12 protein-coding genes are annotated in these 16165 nt (G+C 36.5%); 7 read left to right on the top strand and 5 right to left on the bottom strand.

Features of this window, described 5'->3' with window-relative positions; all coding sequences use genetic code 11:
- Positions 1 to 18: 18 nt before the first annotated feature.
- From JOC48_RS04120 to JOC48_RS04100, 5 genes are all read left to right on the top strand, one after another.
- The gene (locus JOC48_RS04120; RefSeq protein WP_204497783.1) at positions 19 to 699 is read left to right on the top strand and encodes a DUF1028 domain-containing protein; all 681 of its coding nucleotides are present in this window, start codon (positions 19 to 21) and stop codon (positions 697 to 699) included.
- The gene (locus JOC48_RS04115) at positions 696 to 1748 is read left to right on the top strand and encodes an ABC transporter ATP-binding protein (protein WP_204497782.1); all 1053 of its coding nucleotides are present in this window, start codon (positions 696 to 698) and stop codon (positions 1746 to 1748) included. Before JOC48_RS04120 ends, JOC48_RS04115 begins: the two co-directional genes overlap by 4 nt.
- On the top strand, positions 1699 to 2691 hold the full coding sequence (locus JOC48_RS04110) for an ABC transporter ATP-binding protein (RefSeq protein ID WP_204497781.1): 993 nt from the start codon (positions 1699 to 1701) through the stop codon (positions 2689 to 2691). Before JOC48_RS04115 ends, JOC48_RS04110 begins: the two co-directional genes overlap by 50 nt.
- 29 nt (positions 2692 to 2720) lie before the next feature.
- Positions 2721 to 3626, top strand: a complete 906-nt coding sequence (locus JOC48_RS04105) for an acetamidase/formamidase family protein (protein WP_204497780.1) — start codon at positions 2721 to 2723, stop codon at positions 3624 to 3626.
- Positions 3627 to 3726: 100 nt separating this feature from the next.
- The gene (locus tag JOC48_RS04100; RefSeq protein WP_204497779.1) at positions 3727 to 5337 is read left to right on the top strand and encodes a gamma-glutamyltransferase family protein; all 1611 of its coding nucleotides are present in this window, start codon (positions 3727 to 3729) and stop codon (positions 5335 to 5337) included.
- A 61-nt stretch (positions 5338 to 5398) separates the two neighbouring features.
- On the opposite strand, the gene JOC48_RS04095 is transcribed toward JOC48_RS04100, so the two are convergent.
- Positions 5399 to 6049 carry a YesL family protein gene (locus tag JOC48_RS04095; RefSeq protein WP_204497778.1) on the bottom strand — a complete coding sequence of 217 codons (651 nt, stop codon included), beginning with the start codon at positions 6047 to 6049 and terminating at the stop codon, positions 5399 to 5401.
- Positions 6050 to 6569: 520 nt separating this feature from the next.
- Here JOC48_RS04095 and JOC48_RS04090 point away from each other — a divergent pair.
- Entirely contained in the window at positions 6570 to 7610 is a 1041-nt protein-coding gene (locus tag JOC48_RS04090) for a substrate-binding domain-containing protein (protein WP_204497777.1), read from the top strand.
- Between the two features lie 215 nt (positions 7611 to 7825).
- On the opposite strand, the gene JOC48_RS04085 is transcribed toward JOC48_RS04090, so the two are convergent.
- The 4 genes from JOC48_RS04085 to JOC48_RS04070 form a co-directional block, all read right to left on the bottom strand.
- Positions 7826 to 9049 (bottom strand): cation:proton antiporter domain-containing protein, encoded by a 1224-nt coding sequence (locus JOC48_RS04085; RefSeq protein WP_204497920.1) that lies wholly within the window; start codon positions 9047 to 9049, stop codon positions 7826 to 7828.
- 209 nt (positions 9050 to 9258) lie between these two features.
- Positions 9259 to 12009 (bottom strand): phosphoenolpyruvate carboxylase, encoded by a 2751-nt coding sequence (gene ppc, locus JOC48_RS04080; protein WP_204497776.1) that lies wholly within the window; start codon positions 12007 to 12009, stop codon positions 9259 to 9261.
- A gap of 502 nt (positions 12010 to 12511) precedes the next feature.
- Positions 12512 to 12676 carry an aspartyl-phosphate phosphatase Spo0E family protein gene (locus JOC48_RS04075; RefSeq protein WP_204497775.1) on the bottom strand — a complete coding sequence of 55 codons (165 nt, stop codon included), beginning with the start codon at positions 12674 to 12676 and terminating at the stop codon, positions 12512 to 12514.
- A gap of 399 nt (positions 12677 to 13075) precedes the next feature.
- Positions 13076 to 13897 carry an AraC family transcriptional regulator gene (locus JOC48_RS04070; RefSeq protein ID WP_204497774.1) on the bottom strand — a complete coding sequence of 274 codons (822 nt, stop codon included), beginning with the start codon at positions 13895 to 13897 and terminating at the stop codon, positions 13076 to 13078.
- A 118-nt stretch (positions 13898 to 14015) separates the two neighbouring features.
- On the opposite strand from JOC48_RS04070, the gene JOC48_RS04065 reads away from it, so the two are divergent.
- On the top strand, positions 14016 to 16061 hold the full coding sequence (locus JOC48_RS04065; RefSeq protein ID WP_204497773.1) for a beta-galactosidase: 2046 nt from the start codon (positions 14016 to 14018) through the stop codon (positions 16059 to 16061).
- Positions 16062 to 16165: the final 104 nt, after the last annotated feature.

The following is a 16165-nucleotide window of genomic DNA, read 5'->3' as shown; positions in this document are numbered from 1 at the left end:
TTTATATGGAGGTTTATCATGAACGGACTTGAGTTAAATACATTTTCGATAACAGCAAGATGTAAAAAAACGGGGATGCTTGGTGTAGCAATTAGTACTGCCAGACCTGCTGTTGGTGGATTAGCTCCTTACGTAAAGGCTGGTGTTGGTGCTATTTCTACACAAGCATTAGTGAATCCTTATTACGGAATTGATGGCTTGAAGCTACTTGGAGAGGGGTTGTCTCCAGAAGAAGTGTTAAGCCAAGTAACGAGTAAAGATGAAGAAAAAGAACGAAGACAGCTCGCGATTGTTGATCATACCGGTAACACAGCCGGATTTACAGGAAATGATACAGTTCCATGGGCAGGTCATTATGTAGGAGATCAATTTGTTGTTGCAGGTAACATGTTAGTCGGAGAAGCGACAATAGCTGCTATGGCAGAAGCATTTGAAGCCTGCTTCGATAAATATTTTCCTGAGCAGTTACTGGGGGCTCTTCAAGCAGGGCAAAATGCTGGTGGAGACAAGCGAGGAAAACAGTCTGCCGCCCTTTATGTTGTGCATGAACAAGAATATCCAATTGTTGATATACGAGTAGATGAACATGCAACTCCAGTTGAAGAATTACACCGAGTTTTTGAAGTTTGTCAAACAGATTTATTTCCTTATTTAAATAAAATGCCAACTAGATCGAAGAAGGCAGGTGAACAAGATTGAGTGAGCATAGTCAATTAGAAGTGAAAAACTTACATGTTGGATTTCAAAAGAAAAAAACCTTTACGACCATTTTAAATGGGGTTGATTTTTCAGTTGAAAAAGGTGAAACGCTTTGTATTGTTGGTGAATCCGGTTGTGGTAAAAGTTTGACGTCCCTGTCTGTTATGGGGTTATTGCCTAAAACAGGAAAAGTGACAGAAGGACAAATCCTGTTTGATGGAGAGGACTTAACGGAGAAATCACAAAAACAAATGAGTAAAATTCGCGGAAATGACATATCTATGATTTTTCAGGAGCCAATGACTTCGTTAAATCCAGTTCACACTGTGGGAAAGCAAATTGCCGAAGTAGTACAGCTTCACGAAAAAATTAGTAAAAAAAAGGCAATGGAAAAAGCGGTTGATATGTTAAAACTAGTTGGAATTCCTTCTCCTGAGCAACGCGTTTACAGCTATCCACATGAATTAAGCGGGGGGATGCGTCAACGTGTAATGATAGCGATGGCTCTTGCTTGTAACCCGAAGCTTCTTATTGCGGATGAGCCAACAACTGCTTTAGATGTGACGATTCAAGCGCAAATTCTGGATTTAATGAACAGCCTGAAAAATGATTTTGACATGTCAATTGTGATGATTACCCACGATTTAGGTGTGGTTTCTGAAGTTGCTGATAAAGTATTAGTCATGTACGCAGGGAAAGTAGTGGAATATAGTGATGTGAAGTCACTGTTTAACAATCCACAACACCCATATACAAAAGGCTTAATTGAATCGATACCAAAATTGACGGAAGAAACAGAAGAATTACCAATTATTCCAGGCTCTGTGCCTAATCCAGATAACATGCCAAGAGGTTGCCGTTTCGCAACTCGTTGCCCACATGCACAACCAACATGCTTTAATGAGGTTCCTCCTTTAATAGAGACAGAAAGCAACCATAAAGCTAGTTGTTGGATGTTTGATCAACGATGGGAAGAAATAAAAAAGGAGGGAGAAGCCTATGCAAGCCGAAAAGAAACCGCAGCAACAACAGAACCTGTTAGAAATTAAAGGGTTAAAGAAGTACTTTCCAGTAGGCGGTGGAAGCTTTTTTAAAAAAGATAACACGTATGTTAAAGCGGTTGATGATGTATCCTTCTATGTGAAACAAGGAGAAACGTTAGGGATTGTTGGAGAATCAGGTTGTGGTAAGTCTACGATGGGTAGAGCAATCCTACAGCTGCAGACGCCTACAGAAGGAGAAGTTTTGTTCGAGGGTCAGGATATTAGTAAGTTTAAGCCCAAGCAACTAAGAGAGCTTCGAAAAGATATCCAAATTATCTTCCAAGATCCTTTTGGTTCCTTAAACCAACGTATGACAGTCGGAGCGATGTTAAGTGAGATTGTACGTGTCCATCGGATTGTTCCAAGGTCAGAAGAATTAACATATGTACAAAAGCTTTTGAAGGATGTTGGTCTTAATCCAGAACATTACTGGAGATATCCACATGAATTCAGTGGTGGGCAAAGACAGCGGGTAAGTATTGCCCGGGCATTAGCAGTACAACCAAAGTTGATCATATGCGATGAAGCAGTATCTGCTCTTGATGTATCTGTCCAAGCACAGGTACTTAATCTACTACAAAAATTAAAACGTAAATACAATTTAACTTACATTTTTATCTCTCATGACCTATCTGTGGTAAAGCACATTAGTGATCGTGTTGGTGTCATGTATTTAGGGAAATTGGTGGAGTTATCCGACAAACATGGGATTTATAAAGAGCCACAACACCCTTATACCCAAGCATTATTTTCGGCCATTCCCGATGTTAGCGTTCAGGAGAAAAAAGAGCGAATGATGTTAAAGGGAGATGTTCCGAGTCCTTTAAATGTTCCTTCAGGCTGTCGTTTTCATACACGTTGTCCATTGGCAACTGAACAGTGTAAGCAAGAAATTCCAGAATTTAGAGAAACAAAAGACGGGCATAAAGTTGCTTGTCACTTAGTATAAAATAAATATTATCTCATGGGAGTGGTTTTATGTCCTACTCATTAGCACGTTCTCGACCTATTTATGCAATGAGTAAAACAAATGATCCTATTTTACGCGTAGCTGCTGGGTCTCAAGTAGAAATTGAGACCTTTGATTGTTTTGAAAACCAAATTAGTTCTGACGATTCTTCTTATGACGATATGGATTGGAATAAAGTAAATCCTGCTACTGGTCCTGTTTATGTGGAAGATGCTGCTGTCGGTGATGTATTAGTAGTAACAATTGATAACATCGAATTGTCTGATCAAGCGGTTATGGCAGTTAGTCCAGGAAAAGGTGTGCTGGGAGATCAGGTTGATCAATTTGAAGCGAAAATTATTCCAATTCAAGGCGGAAAAGCAATTTTTGATGAAAATTTAGAAATACCACTTAATCCAATGATTGGTGTGATCGGCGTTGCGCCTGAAGGGGATCCTGTATCAAATGGAACTCCAGGCTCTCACGGAGGAAACATGGATAATAAAATGATTACGACTGGTACAACGCTGTATTTCCCTGTTCGAACGGATGGGGCATTGTTTGCTCTCGGTGACTTGCATGCTGCTATGGGAGATGGGGAGGTCTGTGTCACTGGATTAGAAATTGCAGGTAAAGTGACGGTGTCATTAAATGTAATCAAACAGACGGAATTAACTAACCCTGTTCTAGAAACAGATGAATATTTTGGGACAATTGCATCTGCCGAAACTTTAGATGATGCAGTGAAAATGTCAGTTTCTGATATGGCAAAATTATTAGAGGACAAAGTTGGTTTATCATTCAGTCATTTGAATATGCTGTTTAGTGCAGTTGGACAAACCCAAATTTGTCAAGTTGTAGATCCGCTATTAACAGCTCGTTTTCTTATTCCAAAATGGGTACTAAAGAAATATAACATTACATCTATTGTTTAACCAGCTGTTAAAACAGGCATTGAATGTTTTGGAGATCTTTGTACTACTTAAACAAGAAGTAAGCTAGTGACATCTAAATAAGCTAGGAGCGTGTGAATCTATGAAACATAATTTTTTAAATCATCCTTATCCATCTCAGCGAATGACGACTTTTGCTAAAAAAGGGATGGTAGCAACTTCACAGCCACTTGCTGCAGAAGCGGGGCTTCAAATATTAAAACAAGGCGGAAATGCTATTGATGCTGCGATAGCAACTGCTGCTTGCTTAACTGTAGTAGAACCAACATCAAATGGTATTGGTAGTGATGCTTTTGCTCTTGTATGGACAAAAGGAGAACTTCATGGCTTGAATGCAAGTGGACTGTCTCCAGAAAACATATCAATCGATGGAGTGAAAGAAAAGGGGTATGAAGAGGTTCCGAAGTATGGTTGGATACCGGTAACTGTGCCAGGAGCACCTGGAGCATGGGCTGAATTGTCCGAGCGCTTTGGAAAATTACCTTTAACAGAAGTTTTGAAACCGGCAATTGATTATGCGGAAAATGGTTATCCAGTGTCCCCAATTCTAGGGAAGATGTGGAACCAGGCATACGATAAATTCAAGGAAGAATTAACAGGTGATGAGTTTGCTTCCTGGTTTGAAACCTTTACACCCGGAGGTAAGCCTCCACAAATTGGTGAAATGTGGCGTTCCCCAGGTCATGCAGCGACGTTACGTTCCATTGCCGAAACAAAAGCAGAAAGTTTTTATCGTGGAGAACTAGCAGATAAAATTGTCGCTTATTCTGATAAATTCAATGGCTTTTTGACAAAAGAAGATTTAGCAGCTTATAAGCCTGAATGGGTAAATCCAATTAAGGTAAATTATCGTGGCTATGATGTTTGGGAAATTCCACCAAATGGTCAGGGATTAGTGGCACTTTTAGCTTTAAATACTTTAAAGGGCTATGACATGCCAGATAGTAGTTCTGTTGATCGTTACCATAAGCAAATTGAAGCAATGAAGTTAGCGTATGTTGATGGTCAAAAATACATTACAGATCCAGATAAAATGTCAGTGACGGTGGATGCCTTATTATCAGAAGCATATGCAGATGAGAGAAGAGAGTTAATTGGTGAAGAAGCAATAACACCTGAGCCTGGTACACCGCCAAAAGGTGGAACTGTTTATCTTGCAGCTGCAGATGAAGAAGGGAATATGGTTTCCTTTATTCAAAGTAATTATATGGGATTTGGTTCAGGGATAGTTATTCCAGGTACAGGAATATCCATGCAAAATCGTGGGCACAATTTTTCGATGGATCCTACGCATGACAATCGATTAGAAGGTGGGAAACGTACCTATCATACGATTATTCCAGGATTCTTAACAAAGGATGATCAAGCGGTTGGGCCTTTTGGCGTAATGGGTGGATTTATGCAACCACAAGGACATACGCAAGTAATCATGAATACAATTGATTTTCATTTAAATCCACAAGCAGCACTCGATGCTCCGAGGTGGCAATGGATGGAAGGAAAGAAAGTGACGTTAGAACCAAACTTCCCACTTCACATTGCACAAGAATTAGAGCGAAGAGGTCATGAAGTCAATATAGCCTTAGACTCTAGCAGCTTTGGTCGTGGTCAGATTATCTGGAGAGACCCAGAAACAGGAGTACTACAAGGAGGAACAGAGTCTCGCACGGACGGGGCTGTTGCTGCCTGGTAAATACGCAATTAGGAATCGACATAATATAACATAAATCGGGTGGTGCCAGGCACCACCCGATTTAATCCTGTACGTCATTTGAAACAGATTGTGCTTCCGTTTGTTTTCGTTCAAGTTTAGTGAATGCGAGATAACTTGACCACATAAGTACATATGCTAAGAGGCTTATTCCAAAAAACGGGATTAGTCCTGGTAAAACGCTCATAAGAAAGTAAACAGCAATAACACCAATAGCCATTGTAATTGTGTTAAATGGACGCATTAGTGTAAATAGCAGGGCGTTTTTTAACAGGTGCAGTATGTTAACTTCATAATGCACGAAAACAGGAAAAACATATAAAAGCATTAATAAATAGATTAGTATGATTAGCATTACAGGGAAGTAAGCTAATTGTAGCAAGCTATTCGGTGTTTGAACAACTAACTGAAAGTCCAGGTACAAAACATATCCAATAACAGCAAGGATAAGGCCAAGTATGTTACTCTTTATAAACTCCTGTTTGTATGTTTTCCAAAATGTTTTAAAAACAGGAATATCAGTACTTCCCTGGATCCACTTGCGCGTAACTGAAAATAGAGCCACTGTTGCAGGTGAGAATCCAAATAGTATTAGCCCCATAAGTGTAAATGTTATCCACAAAATGTTTACATAAGCTAACCTCATAATCCACTCGGAAATTCTATAAAATCCTCCCATTACACCTGTGTACATAAAAACGGCCCCCTCACCTTATTTCGTCTCAAACTAGATTGTAAATATATTTTATGTAAGCCTTTGCATAAAGTGGTAAAACATGTAATTATGAATGAATATAATAGATTTCATCAAGATAATGTGCATGGAATATCAAAGGTTTTATTTCATTGTTCTTTTAATATAACATACTGTAGCTACTAACTCACCTATAATTTTAATGAGAAAGGATGTATGCAGTTGAAATTCACAAACGGAAATTGGCTAGTAAGAGAAGGGGGGGTGGTATTCACTATCCTTGTATTGTTCATGATCTAGAATCAACAACTGAGGATATAACGAAATTCACCTTTCTCTTAAGTTATATAGATGAATTTCAAGCCACTCCTAATAAGACGTGCAATGTCGATTTTTTCTAAAAAAAGTGAATGAGATAGGAAGAATAGAAGAAATGACCTTGTAGATAAATTAGTAGTAATATATAATGATAATAAAACGCTAACAAAAATAACAAAAGAATGAGATAGGAAGTGGCAAAGTGGCTAACAAAGTTACAATGCAGATGATAGCTGATGCATCAGGCTATTCCAAATATGCCGTGTCTAAAACACTAAATAATCAACCAGGTGTAAAAGAAAGTACTCGTCAAAAAATATTATTTGTAGCTAAGCAATTAGGTTATTTTAAAAATAATGCTACACATAGTGTAAGTGTTCACAGTCATCATAAAGAGGCATTTAATGACGGATTTGTTCTAGTAGTAATGCCCAACCACCGTTACCAAAATGAGGAATCATCTTATTGGAGTAAGGTTTTCAATGGAATAGTTAATTACCTTGAAGAGCTTGATATTGGTACAATGATTATATCAAGTCAAAATAATCTATCGAAGCATATTAAATCTGATTCGTTACTAGGTATTATTACGGTTGGTTTGGTTTCAAGTGATATGTTATTAATGCTAAGTGAGCTAAATGCACCATTTATCATGGTTGACCATGAAGATCATATTGTAAAAGCGGATATGATTTTCATGGATAATTTTGATGGGGTGTATCAGCTAACTAGTCATCTTTTTGGCCTAGGCCATAAGAATTTATGTTTTATAGGCGATATTACATATTCGCGTAGCTTTTACGATCGGTGGTTAGGTTTTAGAAGCGTCTTAGAGAAGAATCACCTGTTTACGAATACAGATCAATGCTTATTTAACATGAACTATTATGAACCTGTTGAAGAACAATTTCTTACATTTTTTGATAAATTAAAATCTAATAATAGTCTACCTACTGCTTTTGTTTGTGCAAATGATGAAATTGCGACAACTATTATGGAACTATTGATTAATAGAGGTTATGATATTCCTAAAGATTTTTCTTTCACAGGTTTTGATAATATCGATTACCATTCAAAAGTTTCCCCTCCTTTAACATCCATTCAGGTATTAAAAGAAACAATTGGCAGACGTGCAGTTAGTATGCTATTATGGCGTCTAGAAAACATGCAGTTTCCTCCTGAGAGAGTCCAACTATCAACTGAATTGATCATTAGGAAATCAATTAGTTCACCTAATAAATAGATAAGCTTGTAATCATTCTCGTTGTCTTTAAAATGAAGGATTTGTTTAAGAATAGTGTTGATATTTAGTATATTTTTGACTCTTGATTTCACACGATGAGTCAAAAATCAACACCGAACTTTAACACAGCCAAAATGAAAGTGAATGAAAAGAAGGTTAGCATTTGCGTTAACCTTCTTTGAGACCGTTTAAATTAGAATTGGTTTAAATAGTAATTACTCATTTTTCTCAGATAAACCAAGCTTATTAATGATAGGTTTTATCGTTAACCCTTGAATTATTAAAGAAAAAAGCACAACAGTAAAGGTTAGTATTAATAATGTATCTCTGCCTTCAAAAGTTTGGGGTAAGCTTAATGCTAACGCTATAGATAAGCTTCCTTTTAATCCTCCCCAGTTTAATATGACCTTCCACTTACTTGGTACTTTTTTAGATAAAGAAGTACTTACATAAACGGAAATGGTTCTTGCGATGAGTACAATCAATATACCTGAAAATATCATGTTCCATTTGTTTTCCATATCAATATTTTGGATCTCTAGTCCGACCATTAGAAATATAAGACTGTTAGCAAGTTCAGTGATTGTATCCATAAAAACATTTATATTCTGCTTTGTCGTTTCAGTCATCCCGACTTTAGATCCATAACTACCAAAAATTAATCCACCTATTACTACAGCTATAACCCCTGAAAAATGAAAGTGTTCAGCAATAAAATAGCACCCAAAATATAATAGTAGTGCAAAGGCTATTTCGAGCGGGTAATCATCATAAATGCGAATAATCTGGGAGAAAGCATATCCAAGAATTGCACCGACAATGATTCCACCGATAGTAAATTTTAAAAATAGTAACGCACCACTACCAAGTCCAACTAACCCCATTTCAATATAAGTCAATAAATAAACAGAAGCTATTTTAAATAGTACTACTGCAATCCCATCGTTAAATAATGATTCAGTTTCCATTAGTGTAGAAAGCCCTTTGTTAACTCCAAGTGATTTAAAAATTGAAATAACACTGATTGGATCAGTAGCACTCATCAAAGCTGCAAAAGTAAATGCGATAGGAATAGGTAATCCTAATAAAAAATAGGTGGAAAAGCCTATGATTAAAAAGGTGAAAAATGTACCGACAAAAGCTAATGTGAGCGATACACGTCTAAATTCCATAAAATGTTCCATAGGCATTTTTAATGTAGCATCAGCAAGTAAAATGGGTAAAAACAAGGATACGATAATCGCGTGAAAAACATTTGACTGCGTAATAAATTGTTCAGATGCTTCAAAAAATGGAATCTCTGTTAAGCCCAGAATTAAACCTACTATTACAAGTGCTATAGAGTATGGTATTTTAATGAGCTTAGCAAACCCAATAACAAAGATAGACACAGCTAGTAACATTAATATTTCAATAAAAACATCATGAAAATCCATTATTATCACCAGTTTCTTTATGTGTATTAAAGTAGAAAAGCAATACCTGATAAGCTAATTTACTTATAGACTGTTCTATTTTTATAAATTGTAAACATACTAAATGAGTTAATTCATATGTATAAAAATTGACATAAAAAAAGAGGCTGTCCCAAAAGCAAAGGGTCAGCCTCTTTTCTCAATTGTTTCTTCAGGTTTTGTTAAAATTTGAATCAGCCTGTGTTGCGTAGACCAGCAGCTACACCGTTTATCGTTAACAACACTTCTGTTAATAGTTCATCGGTGTTATCACTTTCACTTTCTTTACGGAGATCTGTAATCAGGTCTACTTGGAATAGGTTTAATGGATCAACCAATGGATTACGAAGTTTAACTGATTCGCGAATATTTGGTTTGTGATCCATCAATTCTGTTTGACCAGTAATCTGTAATACCATTTCTTTTGTTAAATTGTATTCTTCTTTTATTTTATGGAAAATACGTTTTCCGATTTCTTGATCTTCCAGCATTTCTGCATACTCTTTAGCAGTAGTAAGGTCTGCCTTGGTTAAAGCCATTTGCAAATTGTTAATGGTAGCTTGGAAAAATGGCCATGTATTATACATATGTTGTAAAAGCTCTAGCTTATTTGTTTTATCAATAAATTGCTTCAAACCAGTCCCTGCTGCAAACCATGCTGGTAATAACTGACGACTTTGTGTCCAAGCAAATACCCATGGGATTGCACGTAAATCTTCAAATCGATTACTACCCTTACGTTTCATTGGTCTTGAACCAATGTTCAGTTCACCTAGCTCATTTAAAGGTGTTGCTTGATTGAAGTAAGTTAAGAATCCATCATCTTCAAATACTAGGGAACCATACTTCTTCAACGCAATTTCTGAGATTTCGCTCATCGTTTCGAAAGCTTCTGGTGTTGGCATTTGTTTTTGTTTCGAATCATTTAGTCCCATTATTGCTGTCATCATGGTAGAAGTAGCTTGCTCTAAACTACGGTAAGCAATATCTGGAAGCAAGTATCTAGAGGAAAGTACTTCTCCTTGCTCCGTAATTTTTACTCCATCACCTAATGTAACAGGAGGTTGTGACAATAGACTCGCATTCAATGGACCGCCACCACGTCCTAAAGAACCGCCACGGCCATGGAAGTATTTCAGCTTAACGCCATATCTAGATGCTATATCATGAATATCTTGTTGCGCCTTATATAATTCCCAGTTAGCTGTTAATGTTCCACCATCTTTTGAACTATCCGAATACCCAAGCATTATTTCTTGTAAATCATTCCTAGCGTTCAAATGGTCACGATACAATGGGATATCGAATAATTGCTTAATCATTCCCGGCCCATTCTGTAAATCCTCAATGGTTTCTAGTAATGGAGCCACATGAAGTTTACTTTTTACAGTTCCATCTGGATAAACTCTGTATAATCCAGCTTCTTTTGCAAGAACAAGAACCTCAAGTAAATCACTCACAGATTGTGTCATACTAATAAGGTATACTTCAATCGCACGATCACCAAACGTATCATGGGCACGTTTAATCATTCGGAATGTATTGATTACTTCTTGAGTTGATTCCGTAAACGTGTCATAAATTGAAATCATTGGTCTAGGGTCTTGTAATACTTTTGTAAGTACATCCACTTTTTCTTCTTCGGAAAGCCCTTTATAATCTTCCGTAATGTTAACTAAGTGTAAAACCTCAGCAAGTGCAGATTCATGCTCACCACTGTGATTTCGAATGTCCAACGATGCTAAGTGGAAGCCGAATAATTCTACTTGTCTAATTACCTTCTCAAGTAATTTGATAGGCGGGTTTTGTGGATGGTGATTATATAAGCTGTCTTGAATAATTTTTAAATCCGCCAATAAATCTTCCGCATGCTGGTATCCATGTTCATGATCCTCGGCAGTATATTGTAATTTTTGAATAATCATGGATATTTTTACACGGTAAATCTCGTCTCGATTATTAAATTTATATTTATCTAAATAGGATTCATCTCGTTCTATTGATTCCACTAACTCAGTACTTACATTAACTTTCTTTGCTGAATGACTAAGTAATTCACTTAACTTAGATACTGACTCGATATATTTTCTAAGTACTAGTGCGCGATGTGTTTTTAATGTTTCGAATGTAGTTGTTGCTTTTACATTTGGATTTCCATCTCTATCGCCACCAATCCAAGAACCAAAACGTAGGAAGGAAGGAACATGAAAACGCTGTTGATATTTTTCATATAAAAGATCTTCCAAATCTTGATGAATTCTTGGTAGAACATCAAATAGAACTTTATCAAAGTAATATAACCCATTCGATACTTCCTTCATAACAGAAGGTTTTTTCTCTCTAATTTCTGCAGTTTGCCATAAAATTGTAATCTCGTTCATAATTGTCTCTTCAATTACTTTTTTCTCATAGCGTGTATACGCGTAATCCCAGGCTTTCAGTAAGTCTGCAATTCGCTTATGAATTTGTAAAATTGTTCGTCTCGTTGCCTCTGTTGGGTGAGCAGTAATAATTAATTCTAAAGATAATGTTTCCAATAAATTAGAAACCATTTCCGGAGAAACTTTATTTTCTAATAGCTTGTTTACTCCGTCCTCTAGAGAGCCTGGTTGTATAATATCTGTATCCTGCGCTTGATATTCTCTTCTACGGCGACTTCTGTAATTTTGTTCAGCAATATTAAATAGGTGCAGGTTTACAGAAAATGCGCGAATAACATTTTGTCTTAAAGGTGGCTCAAGACCGCTAATTTCTTGTTTGATTTGATCCTCTATTTTTGGGTCTTGGGTTTCCCGTAACGTTTTAGCTAGCGTACGAATCTTATTAACTTTCTCTAATAATTCTTCCCCACCTTCATGGAGTAGGACATCGTCCAGTAATTCACTTAAGTAATCTACGTCTCTATGTAGTGAGACCGTACCTCTTTCGTCGATTTTTGTCTCCATTTTTTCACTTCCTTTCGAATACTTAATAGGGGTTGTTCAAAAAGTTCGGAAAAGAAATAAGAATGCATTCTTATTCAGATGTATCAAACATGCTTCCCCAAACAATGGTCCTTCTATCCCTCTTTTTGAACACACGCTTATAGATTTATAGATGAGAATTTTAGGAGGAGTAATGCTTAAGGACCGCTATTTGTAGTAGTTTCTAATGAATAATTCGAAGAGACATACATTCATCATAACATGTTTTTCAGAAAAAAATAAAATTTTTAACTTTTTTCGACTTGTTAAAACATCTTACACACTTTTTACACCTATTCTTAGTTCTTTGTCGTTGATCCCAAGATTAGAACTATGTACGAATCGATAAAAATTTATTGTACACAACTTTCGTAGAAAAAATAATCGTTATCTGTATTGTGAGTAAAAAATTAATTTATATTCGATTGTTAGGTTAAAATGAAATTAAAACAAGCTTCTTAAAAATAGAAAAAGAAAAGTAACGTTACATTACTTTTCTTTTTAAAGACAATTTATACGACTGATTTAATAACTGGTCTAATTGTTGGGAAATTTTGAGTACTTCTTCACTATGATTATCATTTTGATAACATTGATACATTTTCATTCTTAATACTTCAATTTGTTTTTCTAACTCTTGCTTTTTCATCGCATTAAACAGCCCCAATCTTGGTTAGTATGGATAAGTCCAATGAATTAGGAGTATTTGCTTATTATACTACAAAATTTGACAAAAATGCTAGAAAATTTGAAAAAAAGTCCATTTTTTGGTAATTTTTGTGGATAATTAGGAGTGATTAATAGGAATTGTATCGAAATGAGTTAATCGTTGGTGAAAAATGTCTAGGAGGAGAGAGTGTGTGGGAACTTTAAATGAAAAAGTCGCTGTATTAACTGGTGGTGCTAGAGGTATGGGGCATGCTATTACTAACTTATCGACGAAGGGGCAACGATAATCGTTACTGATATTGTAGAAGAATAACCGTATGATCATTATTTTCAAGTAGATGTGACAAAAAGTAATGAAGTTGCATGGTCGAGTTGCTAATTAATGAAGTTTTCTAAATTGTTCTGGTGGCATTCCCACATGTTTTCTAAATGTAGCAACAAAATGACTAGGTGAACGAAACCCAACATGCTTAGCAACGGCTTTAATTGTTTGATTTTTTGATTCAACAAGTAGTTGCTTTGCTGTTCGTAAACGAAGATCGATAAAGTATGCATAGGGAGACATGGAAAATGTTTCGCGAAATAAATTATTTAGATTTCTTGGAGACAAATGTAAGTACGCTGCAAAGTCATTCAATCCAACATTCGGATTAGATATATTACCGTGCATCCACTGAATTAAAGCATGGATTTTTTCTAAATGCTCTGATGCGATAGGTTTTTGTGATCGAGCGTAATTGTTTAATGTTAATAAAAAATGATACATATATGTAGAAGCTTGCAGACCAAATACATCTGTCGTTTTTTCTGTTTGATTGATAAAAGTTATGATGTCATTTGTAAGTGGACTTTCGCTTTCCCATTGATAAAAGGCATCTAATTTTATCCCGGCATGAGCTAGCATGTCCCCGATGATTTTTCCATTAAATGTCACATATGCAGTTTCCCATTTGCCAGATACGGATTGATACGAGTGACTAATATTCGGTCGTATTAACATCCCGCTATGTTGATGTAAAATATAGCTTTGATTGTTAATGGAAAAACGTCCTTTTCCATTAATTGTTTGAAGCCAGTGAAAATGCGGATAACCATTCGGGCGAACAATTTTTTCTTGGTTCGGATTTAAACCAATTGTTTCTATATATACAGGAAGTGGTTTTCCTTGCATCGGCGTTAATACAATTCTATTTTCTTTCATTCCAATCATCCCCTCAACTATGCCAGATTATTATATTCCTCACAAAAATCTTATATTTAAAAGCGGTTTGTAAACGGATACAATGATAATATATTATATCACAAAGGTGGGGAAAAAGTTGATTAATGAAAATCTACCTAAAATCTGGTATGGAGGAGATTATAATCCTGAACAGTGGGAGGATCCAGCTGTTTGGGAGGACGATGTGCGCATGTTTAAGTTAGCAGGGATAGATATTGCTACATTAAATGTTTTTTCATGGGCATTAAATCAACCGAATGAAAACACATATAACTTTGAATGGTTAGATGAGACGATTAATAGACTTTACGAGAATGGAATTTATACCTGTTTGGCAACTAGTACAGCAGCACATCCGGCGTGGATGGCAAAGAAATACCCTGATGTTTTGCGCGTGGATTTTTATGGAAGAAAAAGAAAGTTTGGTGCAAGGCATAATTCCTGTCCAAATAGTCCTACATATCGAAAGTATTCGGAGAGAATGGCGCATAAGCTAGCAGAGCGATACAAGGATCACCCTGCTGTCCTAATTTGGCATGTGTCGAATGAATATGGTGGATATTGTTATTGTGAACAGTGTGAGGAAGCGTTTCGTGAGTGGCTTCGAAACAGATACGGAACATTGGAAGCGGTTAATAAAGCGTGGAATACTCGATTTTGGGGACACACCTTTTACGATTGGAGTGAAATTGTTGCTCCCAATGATTTGAGTGAAGAACGCCCTGGAGACGTAAGCTTTTTCCAAGGAATTTCCCTTGATTATCGTCGTTTTATGTCTGATAGCCTGTTAGATTGCTATCAATTAGAATACGACGCGATACGTAAGCATGATTCTGAAACGGCTATTACGACAAATTTAATGGGAACTTTTTTAGACTTGGATTATTTTAAGTGGGCAAAACAGTTGGATGTAGTGTCTTGGGATAATTACCCTCGGATCGATACGCCAATCAGTCGAACAGCGATGAACCATGATTTGATGCGAGGATTGAAAAGCGGCCAACCCTTTATGTTGATGGAGCAAACGCCAAGTCAACAAAATTGGCAAGCATATAATTCCTTGAAAAGACCTGGTGTCATGCGGCTATGGAGTTACCAAGCAGTTGCCCGTGGCGCTGATACAGTCATGTTTTTCCAATTGAGGCGTTCCGTTGGTGCTACTGAAAAATATCATGGAGCAGTGATTGAGCATGTTGGACACGAGCATACAAGAGTATTTCAAGAAACTGCCAAAGTAGGAAAGGAATTGCAACAATTGGCCGATCAACTTGTTGATGCCCGTGTGGAAGCCAAGGTTGGTATTGTTTTCGATTGGGAAAATCGTTGGGCAATTAATTTATCTAGTGGTCCTTCTGTTGCTTTGGATTATGTAGCGGAGGTTCACAAATATTATGACGCGTTTTACCAGCAAAACATCCAAGTTGATATGATAGGAGTAGATGGAGACCTAAGTAAATATGACATTGTCGTTGCACCGGTACTTTACATGGTCAAAGAAGGCTATGCGAATAGATTAGAAGAATTTGTGGCTAATGGTGGAACCTTTGTAACTACTTTCTTTAGTGGATTAGTGAATGAAAATGATTTAGTTACATTAGGCGGGTATCCAGGAGAATTAAGAAGCTTGTTAGGGATATGGGCGGAAGAAATAGATGCCTTACATCCGGATAAGAAAAACAAAATTGTAACAAATGATAGTACGGGTAGCTTGTCAGGAGAATACACTTGCAATCTATTGTTTGACTTGATTCATAGTGAAGGTGCGGAAGTCATCGCTGAATATGGGGAAGATTTTTATCAAGGGATGCCAGTTGTAACAAAAAATCAATATGGAAGCGGGCAGGCGTGGTATCTTGCCTCTAGTCCAGATCAGGCATTTTTAAATGATTTTGTAACAACGATCTGTGAAGAAAAAGGGATACGTTCTTTATTAAAGGCTGGTCCTGGAGTAGAAGTATCCGAGCGAGTCAAAAATGGCAAGTCCTATTTATTTGTCATGAATCATAATGACCATGATAGTACGTTTGATTTAGGAGAGGAACGGAAAGAAAATTTATTTTCGGGAGATGTTATTTCCGGAAAAGTAACGATTGAAGCAAAGGATGTAGTGATTTTAAGAAACGAACATTTAGGAGATTTATAATAGAGGTTGTCCCAACTTTGGGACGCCTCTTTTTTTCTTTGTTTATTTGTCTACCATTAATTACTAGGCTAATAACCTCTATTTATATTGCTTTTTTCGTTATA

Source organism: Aquibacillus albus (assembly GCF_016908325.1).
Taxonomy (GTDB): Bacteria; Bacillota; Bacilli; order Bacillales; family Amphibacillaceae; genus Aquibacillus_A; species Aquibacillus_A albus.
The sequence above is the reverse complement of the archived record's forward strand: the minus strand, read 5'-3'. Positions and strand labels throughout refer to the sequence as shown.